The organism is Parasynechococcus sp. (genome assembly GCF_045559935.1).
In the GTDB taxonomy this organism is placed as follows: Bacteria; Cyanobacteriota; Cyanobacteriia; order PCC-6307; family Cyanobiaceae; genus Parasynechococcus.
This window is the reverse complement of record NZ_JBJLJL010000008.1, coordinates 653,080-671,202: the sequence shown is the minus strand read 5'-3', so window position 1 is coordinate 671,202 and position 18,123 is coordinate 653,080. Positions and strand designations below refer to the sequence as shown.

Annotated in this window: 15 protein-coding genes; 12 read left to right on the top strand and 3 right to left on the bottom strand. The window is 64.3% G+C overall.

Going from position 1 to position 18,123, the window contains the following annotated elements:
- Positions 1–8: 8 nt before the first annotated feature.
- Positions 9–1,937 (top strand): biosynthetic arginine decarboxylase, encoded by a 1,929-nt coding sequence (gene speA, locus ACJ0G7_RS07905; protein WP_043693528.1) that lies wholly within the window; start codon positions 9–11, stop codon positions 1,935–1,937.
- Here the strand turns inward: speA and alaS are convergent.
- Positions 1,928–4,594 carry an alanine--tRNA ligase gene (gene alaS, locus ACJ0G7_RS07900; protein WP_407395880.1) on the bottom strand — a complete coding sequence of 889 codons (2,667 nt, stop codon included), beginning with the start codon at positions 4,592–4,594 and terminating at the stop codon, positions 1,928–1,930. The genes speA and alaS overlap by 10 nt on opposite strands.
- Before the next feature lie 25 nt (positions 4,595–4,619).
- Here alaS and ACJ0G7_RS07895 point away from each other — a divergent pair, with 25 nt between their 5' ends.
- The 5 genes from ACJ0G7_RS07895 to ACJ0G7_RS07875 all read left to right on the top strand — a co-directional run bounded on the left by ACJ0G7_RS07895 (position 4,620) and on the right by ACJ0G7_RS07875 (position 10,161).
- Positions 4,620–5,036 carry a hypothetical protein gene (locus ACJ0G7_RS07895; RefSeq protein ID WP_407395650.1) on the top strand — a complete coding sequence of 139 codons (417 nt, stop codon included), beginning with the start codon at positions 4,620–4,622 and terminating at the stop codon, positions 5,034–5,036.
- Complete coding sequence (locus ACJ0G7_RS07890) at positions 5,033–8,227, top strand: DEAD/DEAH box helicase (protein ID WP_407395649.1); 3,195 nt, start codon at positions 5,033–5,035, stop codon at positions 8,225–8,227. Before ACJ0G7_RS07895 ends, ACJ0G7_RS07890 begins: the two co-directional genes overlap by 4 nt.
- Before the next feature lie 5 nt (positions 8,228–8,232).
- The gene (locus ACJ0G7_RS07885) at positions 8,233–9,105 is read left to right on the top strand and encodes an SWIM zinc finger family protein (RefSeq protein WP_043693535.1); all 873 of its coding nucleotides are present in this window, start codon (positions 8,233–8,235) and stop codon (positions 9,103–9,105) included.
- A 7-nt stretch (positions 9,106–9,112) separates the two neighbouring features.
- Positions 9,113–9,589: an MEKHLA domain-containing protein gene (locus ACJ0G7_RS07880; RefSeq protein WP_043693538.1), complete on the top strand. Its 477-nt coding sequence runs from the start codon at positions 9,113–9,115 to the stop codon at positions 9,587–9,589.
- Positions 9,590–9,765: 176 nt separating this feature from the next.
- The gene (locus ACJ0G7_RS07875) at positions 9,766–10,161 is read left to right on the top strand and encodes an Hsp20/alpha crystallin family protein (protein ID WP_407395647.1); all 396 of its coding nucleotides are present in this window, start codon (positions 9,766–9,768) and stop codon (positions 10,159–10,161) included.
- Positions 10,162–10,237: 76 nt separating this feature from the next.
- Here ACJ0G7_RS07875 and ACJ0G7_RS07870 read toward each other — a convergent pair whose 3' ends face one another.
- Positions 10,238–11,551 (bottom strand): NRAMP family divalent metal transporter, encoded by a 1,314-nt coding sequence (locus ACJ0G7_RS07870; RefSeq protein WP_043693544.1) that lies wholly within the window; start codon positions 11,549–11,551, stop codon positions 10,238–10,240.
- 83 nt (positions 11,552–11,634) lie between these two features.
- Between ACJ0G7_RS07870 and ACJ0G7_RS07865 the strand changes: the two genes are divergently transcribed.
- From ACJ0G7_RS07865 to ACJ0G7_RS07840, 6 genes are all read left to right on the top strand, one after another.
- Positions 11,635–13,386 carry a diflavin flavoprotein gene (locus ACJ0G7_RS07865; protein ID WP_043693547.1) on the top strand — a complete coding sequence of 584 codons (1,752 nt, stop codon included), beginning with the start codon at positions 11,635–11,637 and terminating at the stop codon, positions 13,384–13,386.
- Positions 13,386–15,179, top strand: coding sequence for a flavin reductase (locus tag ACJ0G7_RS07860; protein ID WP_407395646.1), 1,794 nt, complete (start codon positions 13,386–13,388; stop codon positions 15,177–15,179). The genes ACJ0G7_RS07865 and ACJ0G7_RS07860 overlap by 1 nt, the downstream gene beginning before the upstream one ends.
- 79 nt (positions 15,180–15,258) lie before the next feature.
- Positions 15,259–15,972, top strand: a complete 714-nt coding sequence (locus ACJ0G7_RS07855) for a rubrerythrin family protein (protein ID WP_407395644.1) — start codon at positions 15,259–15,261, stop codon at positions 15,970–15,972.
- Positions 15,973–16,037: 65 nt separating this feature from the next.
- Positions 16,038–16,565 (top strand): NADPH-dependent FMN reductase, encoded by a 528-nt coding sequence (locus ACJ0G7_RS07850; protein ID WP_186484398.1) that lies wholly within the window; start codon positions 16,038–16,040, stop codon positions 16,563–16,565.
- A gap of 39 nt (positions 16,566–16,604) precedes the next feature.
- Positions 16,605–17,345 carry a pirin family protein gene (locus ACJ0G7_RS07845; protein ID WP_407395642.1) on the top strand — a complete coding sequence of 247 codons (741 nt, stop codon included), beginning with the start codon at positions 16,605–16,607 and terminating at the stop codon, positions 17,343–17,345.
- 233 nt (positions 17,346–17,578) lie between these two features.
- Positions 17,579–17,785: a hypothetical protein gene (locus ACJ0G7_RS07840; protein WP_043693566.1), complete on the top strand. Its 207-nt coding sequence runs from the start codon at positions 17,579–17,581 to the stop codon at positions 17,783–17,785.
- 7 nt (positions 17,786–17,792) lie between these two features.
- Here the strand turns inward: ACJ0G7_RS07840 and ACJ0G7_RS07835 are convergent, their stop codons facing one another.
- A complete protein-coding gene (locus tag ACJ0G7_RS07835; RefSeq protein ID WP_043693568.1) occupies positions 17,793–18,050 on the bottom strand; it encodes a hypothetical protein in 258 nt (85 codons plus the stop codon).
- Positions 18,051–18,123: the final 73 nt, after the last annotated feature.

Sequence of the window (18,123 nt, the reverse complement as noted above, 5' to 3'; positions counted from 1 at the left end):
GAGCGCAGGTGGCTGACGGCGAAGGCTGGTCGATCCAGAACAGTTCAGCGCTCTACGGGCTCGACCGCTGGGGTGAGCCCTACTTCGCGATCAACGGCCGCGGACACATCAGCGTTCAACCGCAGGGAGAACGCGGCGGCAGTCTTGACCTTGTGGATCTGGTGTCCGAGCTGCGCGGTCGCAACCTCGGCCTGCCCCTTCTGATTCGCTTCGACGACATCCTGGAAGACCGGCTGGAGCGGCTTCACGCCGCATTTGAGCGCGCGATCTCCCAGTACGGCTACCAGGGCCGTTACCAGGGTGTCTTCCCGGTGAAATGCAATCAGCAGCGCCACGTGGTGGAGGAGCTGGTGAGCTGCGGGCGCCGCTGGAACTTCGGGCTTGAGGCCGGAAGCAAGGCCGAACTGCTGATTGCCCTGTCCCTGCTCGATGACCCGGATGCGTTGCTGATCTGCAACGGCTACAAGGATCGCCTCTACATCGAGACAGCGATCCTGGCGCGGCGCCTCGGCCGACAACCGGTGGTTGTGATCGAACAACCCGACGAGGTGGATCGCATCATCGAGGCGAGCGGCAGTCTCGGAGCGGCTCCCTACATCGGCGTGCGCGCAAAACTGTCCAGCCGCAGCACCGGTCGCTGGGGAAGCTCAGTGGGCGACAAGGCGAAATTCGGACTCTCGATTCCCGACCTGCTGACAACCGTGGAACGTCTGCGGGATCACGATCTGCTCAAGGATCTGCGTCTGCTGCATTTCCACATCGGCAGTCAGATCAACGACATTGCCGTTCTCAAGGACGCCCTCCAGGAGGCCGCTCAGATCTACGTGGAGCTGCGACGGCTCGGAGCCCCCATGGGCTTCCTGGACGTCGGCGGTGGGCTGGGCATCGACTACGACGGCAGCCGAACCGCCACGGCGGCTTCGACGAACTATTCGCTGCAGAACTACGCCAACGACGTGGTGGCCACGGTGCGGGAATGCTGCGAACCCAACGGCGTGGAGGTGCCCACGTTGGTGAGTGAAAGCGGGCGGGCCATCGCCAGTCACTTCTCGCTGCTGGTGTTCGACGTGCTGGGCAGCAGCGCCCTGCCGGCCTCCATTCCCGATCCTGCTGCTGAAGAACCGCTCACCGTCCGCAACCTGAGGGAGACCCTGGCCACGATTCAGGGGCTGCCGGACACCACGGATTCACGGCTCGTCCGTCTGCAGGAAGCCTGGAATGACGCCCTGAAGTTCAAGCAGGACGCCCTCGCCGCCTTCCGGCTCGGTTACATGGGGCTTCCCGACCGTGCCACCGCCGAACAACTCACCTGGGCCTGCGCCGATGCCATCGCCAGGCAGTTACCGGAGCAGGGAGCCGTCCCCGAGGAACTCTCAGCCCTCCGCAGTGCGCTCGCCGGTACGTACTACGCCAACCTCTCCATCTTCCGTTCAGCGCCGGACACCTGGGCCATCGATCAGCTCTTCCCGGTCTTGCCGATTCAGAGGCTCGACCAGCGCCCGACCCGGCTGGCCAATCTGGCTGATCTGACCTGTGATTCCGATGGACGCCTGGATCGTTTCATCGGTGACGGCCAACCCAAGCCGCTGCTGGAACTCCACGACCTGGCGCCTGGTGAGCCTTATCTGATCGCCCTCTTCCTCAGCGGCGCCTACCAGGAGGTGATGGGCAATCTGCACAACCTGTTCGGGACCACGAACGCCGTTCACATCCGGCTAAGTCCCGGGGGGAGCTATCGGGTGGATCACGTCGTGCGTGGGGACACCAACGCCGATGTCCTGGAGGCGATGGAACACGATCCACGCGCTCTGCTGGAACGACTGCGGGTGGCCGCCGAAGCCGCGATCAGCGCCGGTCAGCTCCGCATCGATGAATCACGTCGCCTGCTGGATCACCTGGAGAGCAGCCTGCGCCAGACCACCTACCTTCAGGACTGAAGGCCTGCTTCGAGCTCCGATCGAGCCTTGGCGAGAGCATCGGTCAGGGCTGATCCATCGCGGCCTCCCGCCTGGGCCAGGTTCGGGCGACCGCCGCCGCCGCCGCCGCAGAGTTTGGCGATGCCGCCGATGAATTTGCCCGCCTGCAGCTGGGCAGCGATCACCTGCTTGCCGAAGGCCGCCACCAGAATCACCTTGCCCAGATCGGAGGGGTCGGGCAGTCCGCCAAGCACCACGGCAGCACCATCCCCGAGCTGATCAGCCAGGCTCTGGGCCGCCCCCTGCAGTCCGGCACCATCCACGCCGTCGAGGCGTTCCACCAGCAGCTGGAACTCGCCCACGGGCTCAGCCTTGGCAGCCAGAGCACCGGCCTTGGCCACCGCCAGCTCGGCCTGAGCCGCGGCCAGCGCCTTGCCAGTGGCTTTGAGCTCCTCCTGCAGAGCACTCACCCGTTCGACGATCTCACTGGGCTGGGCCTTGAAGCGATCCCCCAGCTGCTTCACCACCGCATCACGCTCATTCAGATAAGCGAGCACGGCTGGGCCAGCAACGGCTTCGATCCGGCGAATACCGGCGGCCACACCGCTCTCCGCCACGATCTTGAACAGCCCGATCTCAGCGGTGTTGGCCACATGGGTGCCGCCGCAGAGCTCCATCGACACCCCGGGCACATCGACGACACGCACCACATCGGCATATTTCTCGCCGAACATCGCCACAGCACCAGCCGCCTTGGCCTGATCGATCGCCATCTCCTGCACCTCGAGGCCGTGAGCCTCCGCGATCCAACCGTTGATCAGGGTCTCGATCTGAGCCAGCTGCTCAGGGGTGACCGCACTCGGGCAATGGAAGTCGAAGCGGAGTCGATCGAAGTCCACCAGAGAACCGGCCTGACCGATGCCTGGGTCCACCACCTGCTTGAGGGCGGCCTGCAGCAGATGGGTCGCCGTGTGATTCGCCTGGGCACGACGACGACAGGCGCGGTCCACCTGAGCATGGACGGTGTCCCCCAGCGACAGCTGACCGCGTTCGAGTCGGCCGGCATGAACAAACACGTCCCGCGTGCGACTCACCGACTCGATCGCCACGATCAGATCAGCACCGCTGAGGACGCCGCGATCCCCCACCTGACCGCCACCCTCCCCGTAGAAGGGCGTGGTGTCCAACACGATCTGCACCGCATCTCCGGGGGAGGCCGTCGTGGCCGGCTCGCCGTTCACCACCAGGGCCTGCACGCAGCTGGGATGCTCCAGCACCGCATAGCCCCGAAATGCCGTGGGCTCCTGGTCCGCTGCCACCTGCTCGATCGCATCCTGGAGGGTGAGATCAAGGCTCACGGCTGCGGCCTTGGCTCTCTGGCGCTGTTCCTGCATGGCGGCCTCGAATCCAGCAAGGTCCACCGAGAGCCCATGCTCCTCGGCGATCTCCTGGGTGAGCTCCAGCGGGAAGCCATAGGTGTCGTAAAGCTCGAAGGCCTGAGCGCCGCTGATCTGCACAGGCTTGCCAGCCAGCACCTCAGACAGCAGCTTCTCGCCGCGCTCGAGGGTTTCCAGGAAGCGAGCCTCCTCCCTGCGCAGCTCCGTGAGGATCACCTCCTGCCGGTCGATCACGCTGGGGTGAGCGCCTTGCAGCAGGGCAATCGCCGCTTCCCCCATCGGCACCAGAAACGGTTTGTCAATGCCCAGCAGACGTCCATGGCGCACCACGCGGCGCAACAGACGGCGCAGGATGTAGCCGCGGCCCAGGTTGCTGGCGGTGACGCCATCGCAGATCAACTGGGTGACGGCACGGCTGTGATCGCCGATCACCTTCAACGACGTCTTGCCCTTGTCGTCGAGCTGGTGGTAGTCGACCCCCGCCAGATCAGCGGCCGCCTGGATCAGCGGAAAGATCAGATCGGTTTCGTAGTTGTTGGGAACCTTCTGCAGGATCTGAGCCATCCGCTCCAGACCCATGCCGGTGTCGATGTTGCGGTTGGCCAGCGGCGTGAGGGTGCCCTCAGCGTCGCGGTTGTACTGCATGAACACCAGGTTGTAGAACTCGATGAAGCGGTCGTCGTCCTCAAGATCGATGCCGGCATCGCCCAGCTCGGGCTTGAAGTCGTAATAGATCTCCGAACAGGGGCCGCAGGGCCCCGTCGGGCCGGACGCCCAGAAGTTGTCGGCCTCGTCCATGCGGATGATCCGCTTGGGGTTCACCCCCACCACATCGCGCCAGATCTGCTCGGCCTCGTCGTCCTCCCGGAAGACGCTCACCACCAGGTTCTTGGGGTCGATGCCGTAGACCTTGGTGCTCAGCTCCCAGGCCCACTCAATCGCCTGCTGCTTGAAGTAATCGCCGAAGGAGAAGTTGCCCAGCATTTCGAAGAACGTGTGATGCCGGGCTGTACGGCCAACGTTTTCGATGTCGTTCGTACGGATGCACTTCTGACTGCTGGTGGCCCGCGGCGCCGGCCGCTCCCGCTGCCCGAGGAACACCGGCTTGAACGGAAGCATCCCGGCGATGGTGAGCAGGACCGTGGGGTCCTCGGGAATCAGCGATGCGCTCGCGATCACGGCGTGACCACGCTCGGCGTAGAAGTTGAGAAACGCTGCCCTGATCTCCTCACCACTGCGGGGCACAGACGCTGCTGAGGACGACGAAGCGGCGGCAGCCATGGGAGGGAAGGCGATTCCAGCCGTCATGATCGCTCCTGAGCCGCCGACCATCGTGGCTGAACTGCCCAGCGAATCCGAGGCCCGCGCCCGACTGCGGTGGCAGTCGATCGGCTGGGCCCTGCTGGCCGGCCTCAGCGCAGGGTTGATGAGCCTGCCCTGGGGGCTTGAGATGGCGATCCGCTCGGGAGGTTGTGGTCTCTTCTACGGGCTGCTGGCCTTTCATCTGCAGCGTGTGGACCCAGACGACAGCCACCTGCAGGCGGGACTGGTGGGAGCGGTCTGCGGCGTGCGCAGCCTCGGCCTGCCGCTGAGCCTCGAAAACCTGCGGACAGACGCTCTGGCATTATTAACCGTGGAACTCCTTCAGGCTTGGCTGCCGCTGATCGGCAGTGCTCTCCTGCTCAACGGACTCCACCGCTTCCTTCCCGCGTCGCGGCCATGAGCCTGCTGCACGCCACCTGGCTTCCCGCCATCCGCTCATCCACCAGTTCAGGGCAGCCGGCCCTGCTGGTGTGGGCTGACACGTGGCGCGTGGCGACTCCGGCGGGACCGGGCCTGACTCCTGCCCTGCATCCGTTCACCCTCGCCAGCGAAGACCTCAAGGCCTGGTTGCAGGAGCGGGATCTGCTGCCCGACGGCAGCATCGACGCCACGGCTTGCCTCACCTTGCCCAGCCGCACGGTGAAACCCCGCAAAAGCCGCAGCAAGGCAGACGAGCCGATCGATGAAGAGACGACGGGCTGGACCGGCCTGCCGATGCAGGCGGGAGAACCGATCCCGAAACAGACGGAATGGTGGCCTTGGCAGGTGGAGGGTCTGGCGGTGGAGCCGTCGGCTGCCACGGACTGGCTCTCTCGACTGCCCCTGTCCGGTCATCATCCCGACCTGGCCGATGAACTGCGCTGGTGGAGCCATCTGCAGCGGTGGGCCCTGAGCCTGGTGGCCCGTGGCCGCTGGATTCCGCAGATGGAGCTGAGCAAGGGCGAGGGGTACCCCCACCGAGCCCGCTGGGTGCCCCTGCTCAACCGGGAGGAGGATCGGCGACGACTGGAGGATCTCGCCGCCAGCCTGCCCCTGGTGGCCACCTGCGCTCTTCCCTGGAGGGAACCGATGGGGCGGCGCAGCAATCGCATGACGCGGCTGCGGCCGGAAGCGATGCGAGCCGCCAATCCCGTGGCCTGCTGCAGGCCACGCAGCGGTCGTCTGCGGGTCGCAACGCTGCTGGAGGATCTCGTGGATGCGCAGTTGCGCAAGGACTTCCGGCCCTCCGGCGATGGGCTGGACCCGCTGCTGACCCTCTGGCAGGACGCCCTCGCGTCGTCCACCGGCGTGGTGGAGGTGAGCGATGAAGAGGCAGAACGGCTTTCCAGCGCCAGCCTGCACTGGAGGGAAGGGATCGCCGGTGATGTCGCCGCGGCCCGCACCTGCCTGGAGCTGAACACGCCCTCGGACGGTGAAGACCTCTGGGAACTGCGCTTCGGCCTGCAGGCGGAAGCCGACCCCAGCCTGAAACTGCCAGCCGCCGCGGCCTGGGCATCAGGAGCCGACACCCTGCAGCTGGGGGAGGTGAAGGTGGATCAGCCCGGTGAGGTGTTGCTGGAAGGACTGGGACGGGCGCTCAGTGTCTTCCCTCCGATCGAACGGGGACTGGACACCGCGACTCCGGAGACGATGCAGCTCACGCCAGCGGAAGCCTTCGTCCTGGTGCGAACGGCAGCGCGCCAGCTGCGGGATGCCGGAGTCGGCGTGGATCTCCCCCCAAGCCTGTCGGGCGGCCTGGCCAGTCGCCTGGGTCTGGCCATCAAGGCGGAACTGCCCGAACGCTCCAGCGGTTTCACCCTGGGTGAATCCCTCGACTGGAGCTGGGATCTGATGATCGGGGGGGTCACCCTGACCCTGCGGGAGCTGGAACGGCTCTCCAACAAGCGAAGTCCGCTGGTGCGGCACAAGGGGGCCTGGATCGAACTTCGGCCCAACGATCTCAGGAACGCCGAACGCTTCTGCGGGGCCTCCACCGACCTGAGCCTGGACGATGCGCTGCGGCTCACGGCGGCGGAAGGCGAACTGATGATGCGTCTGCCGGTGCATCAGTTCGATGCCGGGCCCCGCCTGCAGGCGGTTCTCGAGCAGTACCACCAGCAGAAAGCGCCCGACCCGCTGCCGGCTCCAGAAGGATTCTGCGGTCAGCTCCGTCCATATCAGGAACGGGGGCTGGGCTGGCTGGCGTTTCTGCACCGCTTCGATCAGGGCGCCTGCCTGGCTGATGACATGGGGCTGGGCAAAACGATCCAGCTGCTCGCCTTCCTGCAGCACCTCAAGGCTGAACAGGAGCTGAAGCGTCCGGTGCTGCTGGTGGCACCGACCTCCGTGCTCACCAACTGGAAGCGGGAGGCGGAAGCGTTCACTCCGGAGCTCACGGTGCAGGAGCACTACGGTCCACGCCGGCCCTCCACCCCGGCCACGCTGCACAAGGCCCTGAAGGAGGTGGATCTGGTCCTCACCAGCTATGGCCTGCTGCAGCGGGACAGTGAGCTGCTGGACAGTCAGGACTGGCAGGGAGTGGTGATCGATGAGGCCCAGGCGATCAAGAATCCCAGCGCCAAGCAGAGCCAGGCCGCCAGGGATCTGGCGCGCCCCAGCAAGAGCAACCGCTTCCGGATCGCCCTCACCGGCACGCCGGTGGAGAACCGGGTCAGCGAGCTCTGGGCGCTGATGGATTTCCTCAATCCCCGGGTGCTTGGGGAAGAGGACTTCTTCCGCCAGCGCTACCGCATGCCGATCGAGCGGTACGGCGACATGGCCTCACTGCGGGACCTCAAGGCGCGGGTGGGTCCGTTCATCCTGCGCCGGCTCAAAACCGACAAATCGATCATCTCGGATCTGCCGGAGAAGGTGGAGCTGAGCGAGTGGGTGGGCCTGAGCAGGGAGCAGAAATCCCTCTACAGCAAAACGGTGGAGGACACCCTGGATGCCATCGCCCGAGCACCCCGCGGCCAGCGTCACGGGCAGGTGCTGGGGCTGCTGACCCGGCTCAAGCAGATCTGCAACCATCCGGCCCTGGCCCTGAGGGAAGACGCGGTGGACGATGGCTTTCTGGGGCGCTCCGCCAAGCTGCAACGCATGGAGGAAATCCTGGACGAGGTGATCGAAGCCGGCGATCGCGCCCTTCTCTTCACCCAGTTCGCGGAATGGGGACATCTGCTGAGGGCCTGGATGCAGCAACGTTGGAAAGCGGAAGTTCCCTTCCTGCATGGAGGCACTCGCAAAAGCGAACGCCAGGCGATGGTGGATCGTTTCCAGGAGGATCCCCGCGGCCCGCAGCTGTTCCTGCTGTCTCTCAAGGCTGGCGGAGTCGGTCTGAACCTCACCCGAGCCAGCCATGTGTTTCATGTGGACCGCTGGTGGAATCCGGCGGTGGAGAATCAGGCCACGGACCGGGCGTATCGGATCGGCCAGACCAACCGCGTGATGGTGCATAAATTCATCACCAGCGGCTCGGTGGAGGAGAAGATCGATCGGATGATCCGAGAGAAATCACGCCTGGCGGAGGATGTGATCGGATCCGGCGAGGATTGGCTCGGAAGCCTCGCCGGCGATCAACTCCGCGATCTGGTTGCCCTCGACGACACCTGAGCACGATGACCACGACCAACGGCATCACATCCATCGGCGATCAAGGGCTCGGCCAGCAGCCCTGGTGGGTGGAACAGTGGATGGAGCTGATCAACGGCTACCGCTTCAAGAAACGGCTGGAGCGGGCCTGGAGCTACGCCCGCGAAGGCAATGTGACCTCGATCCGCTTCGAAGGCCGGCGCGTGCATGCCCGGGTGCAGGGCACGGGAGAGGACCCCTACAAGGTGAAGCTCTGGCTGGACGTGCTGAGCGATGAAGACTGGGCCTACGTGCTCGAAGCACTGGCGCAGAAAGCGCGCTGGTCCGCTCAGCTGCTGGCGGGGATCATGCCGGCGGACATCGAACGTGCCTTCGCCGCCAGCGGCAAGCGCCTGTTCCCGTTCAAGCTTCAGGAGGTGCGCAGCGAATGCAACTGCCCTGACAAGGCCAACCCCTGCAAGCACATCAGCGCCGTTTATTTCCTGATGGGGGATCGCTTCAGCGAAGACCCCTTCGTGCTGTTCCAGCTGCGGGGCCGCACCCGCACCAAGCTTCTGGAGGACCTGGCGGAACAGCGGCGCAAGGCCCTGGCCAGCCTCGCCGAGCAGAGAGCTGGGGACGCCGCCCCCCCCGAGGAGACGCCTCCTCCCCTCCTGCCGCATCCGGCCGTTCTCGATCCCGCTCTCTGGTGGCGCTACAACCGCAGCCTCGATGGTGATCTTGTGGTGATCACCGCAGCGATGGAGGGCGACACGGGCCTCGATGCCGCCGGCGATCTGCCGCTGGCCGAGGACCCCCGCTTCCCAGATGCGCGCAGCACGTTTCTGAGCAACCTTCGCGGCCACGGTCAGGCCAGTGCCCAGCGGGCCATGCTCCAGGCCATGGCAGCGGGCCATTGATCAGGGCATGAATGAAGCCCCCTGGTTGACCGGGGAGAAGCGTGGACTGGTGACGCTGCTGCTGAGTTCCCATCAGCGGGCCTTCGGTCGCCCGCTCATGGCTTGTGAACGCTCGCGCCAGTCCATGCGACTGGCCTGCCAGGAACTGTTCGCCTGCGGCTTTCCCGTGCTGGCCCATGGCACGGGCAGCGACCCGCTGATCATCTACGGCAATGCCGCAGCTCTGCAGCTCTGGGGCCTGCGATGGGAGCAGCTCGTGGGCATGCCCTCACGCCTGACAGCACCGGAGGAGGAGCGCAGCGAGCGGCAGACGGCCCTCATCGAGGCACAGACCAAGGAAGCGATTCGTGGCTACAGCGGCACCCGCGTCAGCCACAGCGGGCGCCGGTTCCAGATCCGCGATGCCCGCATCTGGACCCTCTGGGACGAAGAGAACCGCCGCTGCGGCCAGGCGGCCTGTTTCAGCGACTGGTGGTGGAGCTGAGCTCGGATCCATCGTTTCGGTTTCAACGACATTCCAGTGGTGCCAACCGAACCCAGTCGTATGCACCGAACCTCAATAGACGGTTCTCGCCCTTCTGGATGTCATCAAGGCCGCGCAGATTGTCATTGCGGGCGTTCAACCCAGTCCGCAGATGTTCACTCTTCGGATCAACAATCATGCTGACCCTGCATCAATCCCCCTTCGATCTGTTCGAGCGTCTCGAACAGCAGATGGCCTCCGCCGAACGTGTTCCCAACGCCGAGGTGGTCGAAGCCGATGACTCTTACACCGTTCGCCTCGAGCTGCCGGGTGTGGAGCGTGCGTCCATCGACGTCAAAGCCACCGACCGCACCCTGGTGGTGAGCGCCGAGCGCCGTGGCGCACGCGACGGCGAAGCCGAGAAGCCCGCTCTGCTGAGCGAATTCCGCAACGGTACCTGGAGCCGCAGCTTCCGATTCCCCACAGGACTCGACCGCGATCAGCTGCAGGCCACCTACCGCGACGGCATTCTGGAAATCAGCGCCGGCAAAGCCGTCAGCCACACCAGTGTCACGGTGAAGGTCGAAAGCTGACGCACCGCACGGCGGTGGACAGAACGGACTCACCCCCGCTTCGGCGGGGGTTTTTTGCTGGCCCCTCCCTCGTCGTTTAGGAGGCTCCGAGGCCGACGAAATAGCGGGCGATGAACAGCAGGCTGAAGCCTGTGAGAAACGCCAGGCCGAACCAGCTGAGTCCGCGCATCAGAGGGCTGTAGCGGTAAGCCGGCGGCACCAGAGAGCTGTTGATGGTGTCCATCGCCATCCAGGCGAACAACGGCGCCGTGAGGAAACTGCCCGTCATCGCGCCGAACACGAAATCCTTCACGCTGAGCCCGCCGCTGCGGGCCCAGACCAGCGCCGCCACGGCCACCAGCAGATGAAGGACCACCCAGAGACTGAAACGCCGCCGCTGGGGACCCGGGCTGGCATCACCGCTGTCATGCCCACTCCAGAGTCCCTGGATGGCGGCGATGCTGCGGGGATAGGCGTCGAGACAGGTGATCGTGGTGCTGAACATGGCCGCGAAGGCCGCCGGAATGATCACCCAGGCCGCCCAGCCCCCCATGGCTTCGGTGTACAGCCGGATCAGTTTCTGCGCGAAGGACAGCGTTGAACCGCTGAGCATCCCGTCGCCACTGCCGTACATCGTGTAAGCCCCGAGTGTCACGAAGAAGAACGCCGTGATCAGGGAAACGCCGTAGCCCAGATTGAAATCGAGATCCGCCTCCTGGGGCGAAGCCGTGTGCTCTGTGTCGCGAGCGCGGGAAAACATCCAGAGCGAAGGCCAGACGCACATCTCCACCGGTCCCGGCATCCAGCCCATCAGGGGGATCAGAAAACCGAGGTTGGCCAGCGTCCAGGGACTGGGATCCGTGGACACCCAGCTGCCGGCCACGTCTCCGACGGAACCCCGGAACAGCAGCGAAATCGCTGCCACTCCGGTGAGCAGGGTGAGCAGCACCACCAGCAGCTTCGAGAGACGATCAAGGGCGCGGTAGTGACCGAGCACGAGCACAAGAGCGCTCACCACCAGCACCACAATGGAGAGCCCGTAGGGATCCTGCCCAGCGAGCGGTGGCACGTTGGTGAGCAGCAGACCGGCCACGAAACTCACCGCCGCGATCGTCATCGTGCCCGTGGCCAGGGTCACCAGCAGGTAGAGCGGCAGATAGGCCGGATGGCGCCGTTGGAAACCCTCCAGCAGCGAGAGACCCGTCGCTGCGGTGAAACGGCTGCCGACCCTCAGGAAGGGGTACTTCACGAGGTTGGTGATCACGATCAGGCCCACAAGGGCAAACCCGAAACGGGCACCCGCAGTGGTGGAGGACATCAGATGCGATCCACCGATGCAGGCCGCGGCGAACAGAACCCCAGGGCCGATGCTCTTGCGCAGCGAACTCACACCCGCAGTCGTCGGTGCCATGCCATCTCCTTGCATCCGCCCACTCTGCAGGGGGCGGTGCAGGGGAAAGCCTTCGTACGATCAACCTTCACGAGGCTGGATCCATGGTCGTCGCCCCTCCCGTTGCACCCCGTCTGGGCCTCCAGTGCGAAGCCATCGCGGCGGACACCACCACAATCCGCTCCCTCGACTGGGACCGCAGCCGCTTCGACATCGAGTTCGGCCTGCGCAACGGCACCACGTACAACGCCTTTCTGGTCAGGGGCGAGCGAACGGCCCTGATCGACACCAGCCACGCCAAATTCCGCGACACCTGGATACCACTCCTGAAGCAGCAGATCGATCCCACGACGATCGACGTGCTGATCGTCAGCCACACGGAACCCGACCACTCCGGCCTGATCGGCGACCTGATCGACCTCAACCCAGAGATCGAGATCGTGGGATCGAAGGTGGCGCTCCAGTTCCTGCAGGACCAGGTGCACCGGCCCTTCCAGTCCCGTGCCGTGAAATCCGGGGAAGAACTGGATCTCGGCACCAATCCCGACAGCGGTGTTCAGCACCGCTTCGAATTCCTCAGTGCACCCAACCTGCACTGGCCGGACACGATTTTTTCCTTCGACCACGGCACTGGCATCCTCTACACCTGTGACGCCTTCGGGCTGCACTACTGCTCGGACGATGTCTTCGATCAGGATCCCGGCGCGATTGCACCGGATTTCCGCTTCTATTACGACTGCCTGATGGGGCCCAATGCCCGCAGCGTGCTGCAGGCCCTCAAACGCATGGACAGCCTGCCGGAGATCAAGACCATCGCCGTCGGTCATGGACCTCTCCTGCACCACCATCTCAGTCACTGGGTGGGCGACTACCGCGATTGGAGCAGCCAGCGCAGCAAGGGCGAGAGTTACGCCGCGGTTTGCTACCTGAGCCAGTACGGATTCTCAGATCGGATCAGCCAGGCAATCGCCCATGGGGTCGGCAAGGCCGACGCCCAGGTGCAGCTGGTCGACCTTCGCGCCACGGACCCTCAGGAACTGACCGCCCTGATCGGGGATGCCAAGGCAGTGGTGGTTCCCACCTGGCCGGCAGAACCTGACGCCGACCTGCAGACATCGATCGGCACACTGCTGGCAGCGCTTCATCCCAAGCAGCTCGTCGCAGTCTTCGACGCGTTCGGTGGCAACGATGAACCCATCGATGCCGTGGCCGATCAGCTGCGCAGTCAGGGACAGAAGCAAGCCTTTGCGCCGCTGCGCATCCGCCAGCTTCCACAGGGAAGCGATTACCAGCGCTGCGAAGAAGCCGGGACCGACCTTGGCCAGCTTCTGACCAAGGACAAGGCCATTGCCGCGATGAAGAGCCTGGATGGCGAGCTGGACAGAGCCCTGGGTCGGATCAGTGGTGGGCTGTACGTGGTGACCGCCAGCCAGGGTGAAGGGGACGAGCGGCGTCGCAGTGCCATGGTGGCGAGCTGGGTGAGTCAGGCCAGCTTCACGCCTCCCGGGCTCACCGTGGCTGTGGCCAAGGACCGGGCGATCGAGGCCTTGATGCAGGTTGGCGATCGCTTCGTGCTCAACGTGCTGCGACAGGACAACCACCAGCAACTGCTCAGACATTTCCTGAAGCGTTTCCCGCCCGGTGCCGATCGATTCGCCGGTGTGAACGTGCTCGACGGTGTCGCGGATGGGGGCCCGGTTCTTGGAGACGCCCTGGCCTATCTCGGCTGCCGGGTGGAGCAGCGCATGGAAGGCCCCGACCATTGGGTGATCTATGCGGTGGTGGAACAGGGCAATGTGGCGGATGCCGATGCCAGCACTGCTGTGCATCACCGCAAAGTGGGTAATCACTACTGATGAGCGCGACCGCAACACGGCAGACCATCCAGCTGCCGATTGATCACGGTGTGGTCGGACTGCGTGGCCTGAGTCCTGAACGCAGCCGGTTCGAGCTGGAATACGCCCTGGAGCGGGGGAGCACGGCCAACAGCGTGCTGTTCGAAGCCGCTGACGACCAGCCCGCCGTTCTGGTTCATCCCCCGGGGGCGGCTTACGGCGACGTGTTTCTGCCCGCCTTGGCCGCTCTGGTTCCTGGCGGTGATCAACCACTCCTGGTGGTGGTCGGTCACGTGAACCCGAACCGGGTGGCTCTGCTGCGCATGCTGGCGGAGGCTTATTCCAGGCTTGAACTGATCGCCTCCAACGCCGGCGCCAAGCTGTTGCAGGAGCTGTGGAGCCTGCGCAAGCCCGCGCCTCCGGGCCAGGAGAACGCACAACCGCCGCTACCCGATCTGCCGGCGATTCGCGTGATCCGTCATGAGCAGGATCTGCCATTGGGCTTCGGCCGCAGCCTGCAACTGCTCCCAGCCCCCACGCCACGCTGGCCGGGAGGTCTGCTGGCGTTTGAAACGAGCCTGGGTCTGCTGATGAGCGACAAGTTCTTCAGCGCCCACCTCTGCACGGCGGTATGGGCGGAAAGCAACCGCAGCAGCACCGAAGAGGAACGCCGCCATTTCTATGACTGCCTCATGGCGCCCATGGCCCGTCAGGTGGATGCCCTGGTGGAACGGCTGGAAGACCTGGAGATCCGCACCATTGCGCCCGGCCACGGTCCGGCGATCGAAGTCAGCTGGCGAAGCCTGCTCAGTGACTACCGCCGCTGGGGGGAGCGTCATCAACACGCCAGCCTGACCGTGCTGCTCCTGTTTGCGAGCGCTTACGGCAACACGGCCGCGATCGCCGATGCCCTGGCGCAGGGTGTGAGCCGCACCGGCATCCGTGTGAACAGCCTCAACTGTGAGTTCACCCCCGCGGATGAACTGGTGAAGGCGATTCAGCAGGCTGACGCGATCCTGATCGGCTCGCCCACACTCGGGGGCCATGCGCCAACACCGATTGTGTCGGCTCTCGGCACATTGCTGGCAGAAGGGGATCGCAGCAAACCGGTGGGTGTGTTCGGCAGCTTCGGCTGGAGCGGAGAAGCCGTTGATCTGCTGGAGAACAAACTGCGCGATGGCGGCTTCAGCTTCGGTTTCGAGCCGATCCGGGTGAAATTCAGCCCCGACGCTGCGCGCGTGAAGCAGTTGGAGGAAACAGGCACCCGTTTCGGCCGCCAACTGCTGCAGACGCAGAAGCGTGCACAGCGCCGCAGCGCCGGCGGGCTGAGCGAGAGTCGCAGCGATCCTGCTGTGGTGGCCCTCGGACGGGTGCTCGGCTCGTTGTGCGTGCTCACCACGCGCAAGGGAGACCTGAGCGGAGCGATGGTGGCCAGCTGGGTGAGTCAGGCCAGCTTCACGCCACCGGGAATCACTGTGGCGGTCGCCAAGGACCGTGCCGTGGAAGCACTGCTGCACAAGGGTGATCGCTTCGCGCTGAACGTGCTGGCTGAAGGCCGTGAAAACGGACTGATGAAGCAGTTTCTCCAGCCCTTTGCACCGGGCGCCGACCGCTTCGCCGGACTGGAGCTGAACCACAGCCCAAGCGAACAGCCCCTGCTCCCGGACGCACTCGCCTGGCTCGAGGGGGAGGTGAAACAACGCATGGAATGCGGTGATCACTGGCTTGTTTATGCCCAGGTGAATCATGGAGGCCTGTTTGATACCCAGGGATCCACGGCGGTGCATCAACGGCGCAGCGGAGCGAATTACTGAGCTCGAGAGCCGGATGTGCCCCCGCTAACTCATACTGGCTATGAGTTAGCCCTACACTGAGGATCGCTCCTCCCGGCTTATGGATCTCGCCAAACCCTCCACCCAGGCCAATCTCGATGCCGCCTTCGGCGGAGAAAGCATGGCCAACCGCAAATACCTCTTCTTTGCGGACGTCGCCAAACAACTCGGCCACAACGAGCTGGCGAAATTGTTCCGGGAGACCGCTGCGCAGGAAACCGAGCATGCCTTCGCCCATTTCCGCCTTCTGCACCCAGAGCTGGCGGTGAAGGACCCGGCAGGCCTCAGCGAAAGCGAGAAACAGGCGATCCTCAGCCGCTGCCTCGAGCTGGCCATCGAAGGGGAAACCTACGAATTCACCACCATGTATCCGGAGTTCGCGGCCCAGGCTCGCAGCGACAGGGATGGGGGTGCCGAAGCGGAATTCAACGAGCAGATCGATGAATCCAAAGAGCACGCCGGCATCTTCCGCACCGCCGCCAAGAACTTCGGCCTGCTGGCCCCGATCGAGCAGCACCATGCCGAACGCTACGGCGTGGCCCTGCAAGCACTTCAGGGCAACGGTGCCGCCGGAGAAAGCGAGAACCCTGTCGCCGGCAAGTGGATCTGCAAGGTCTGCTCGATGATCTACGACCCGGCGGAAGGCGATCCCGATTCCGGCCTTGCCCCGGGAACGCCCTTCGAAGCGATTCCCGACGACTGGCAGTGCCCGATCTGTGGAGCACGCAAAGCCAGCTTCGTGCCTTACCGCGAAGCCGAATTGAAAGCAGCCTGACGCTCTCCCCCGCTTGGTGGCCATCTCCAGCAGGTTCCTGAAACACCTTGGTCAATGCTCTGGGTATGAAAAACACAGCACGCACGGATCTGCTGGTGATCTCCGCCAGCAATGGGGAAAACCTGAAACTGGCTGAGCGATTTGCCCAGCAGGCCCGAGCCCTTGGTCAGACCGCTGAGGTGCTCGACTTAACGGAGATCGATCTGCCGCTGTTCACCCCCCGCTCCCAGGCCCAGGGAATGCCGCGAGCGGTGGAACCGGTTCAGCAGCAGCTGATGACAGCCACACGCTGGGTGATCTGCGCTCCGGAATACAACGGCTCGATCCCACCATCACTCTCCAATGCCATCGCCTGGCTGTCGGTGACCGGGGAGGATTTCCGAGCGCTTTTCAATGGCCGGCCCATCGCCATGGCCACCTTCTCCGGAGGTGGCGGCATGGAACTGCTCCTGTCCTTACGCATCCAGCTCACCCACCTCGGCGCTCAGGTGGTTGGACGTCAACTGCTGAGCAACAACGCCAGACCCGCCAAGGACGACACCATCAACGACCTGCTGCAGCGGCTACTGCAGATGAGCCCACTGCTGCTCTGAATCAGAACAGCCTTTTGTCCATCCCACCCCGGAACCACCATGCAACCGGCTGAGACAACGCAAGCTCCAACCGTCATCTTCCGCCCGGCAGCTCAGCGTTTTCACAGCCGATTGGATTGGCTCGACTCCCGGCACAGTTTTTCATTCGCCGGCCATGTCGACCCCGACTGGATGGGTTTCGGCCCCCTCCGGGTGATCAATGACGACACCATCGCGGCAGGCAGAGGCTTCGGCATGCACCCGCATCGGGACATGGAGATCATCACGGTGATGGTGGACGGTGAACTCAGCCACAAGGACTCCATGGGGCACAGCGCCGTGATCCATGCCGGAGAGGTGCAGAGGATGTCGGCCGGCACCGGCATCACCCACAGCGAGATGAACAACAGCACGGAATCCTGCCGGCTTCTTCAGATCTGGATCGAACCGGAGGAGCGTGGCATTCCCACCGCCTACGAGCAGAAATCCTTCCCGATCGATGCCCAATGGACACCGCTGATCTCTCCTCAGAGCAACAACGGTGCCATGCGGATTGCCCGAAGCGTGCATCTCTGGCGTGCCAGACCGGCACAGACGAGCCAACTGACGCTCCCCTCGACCGGCGGGCCGCTGCTCTGGCTTCAGGTCATCAGTGGCACGGTGAATCTCAACGGCAGCGACGCTGTTCCGGAGCGCTTGCAGCAAGGCGATGGGCTGGGCTTCCAGCGAATGGATGCTGTCATCGATGATCTGAGCGCCGCCGATGCGGAGGCTGACATCCTGCTGTTCGCTCTGCCATGACACACCAGATCTGGACGGTGTTGGCTTGATCACGTTGTATCCAAAATAACTGAAAACTGTCGCTTGAATCACATCGATTGCGCTGCAAGGCCTTTGAGTGACAGGTTTTTTCCGGGATGCATGGAGATTCTTCAGACCAGGCACCGTGATCCCAAAAAGATTCCGTTGATGACGAGCACACCAGATGTTGTGGCCTCAAATGACGGAGACACAAACCGATGATCCCCTGAGCGATGGGATTCCTGATGAGCCAACAGGCCGTGGTGCGTTATCGCGGCTTTCTCTTGCTGCCTCAGACCAACCAGAGCTGGCTGGTGAGACCGGAACGCAGTCCGATGCGTCTGCTCCCGTTTCGGACACCGTCCTGCTCTCTGGCCGATGTGAAAGCACTGCTGGACTGGCGACTGTCAGAACAGACGTCGGAGATTCACGCTGCCTAGACCCTGTTCAGGCAGCGGCTGGCGGAGGCGTGGGATCACCGATGGGCTGCAACGGGATCACCAGAGTGGCCCAATGATCAGGCCGTTCCGCCCGCACACGGCGGGAGCGACGCACGCCGAAGGGAACCCTCACGACATTCGTTCCTTCGATCGGAAGGGTGTGGCCCCGCTGCAGAGCGGATTCCAGACCCTCAGGCAATGCGGGCAGGACCGGTTCAACTCGGTCCGATGATTGATCGCTTTTGAAGATGGTCTTCCGATCCATGGTGTCCCCCGACAGACGAATCAGTTGTCGAATAGTTTGCAGCTGGTCGATGGTGGTCCTAATCGAACCAAAT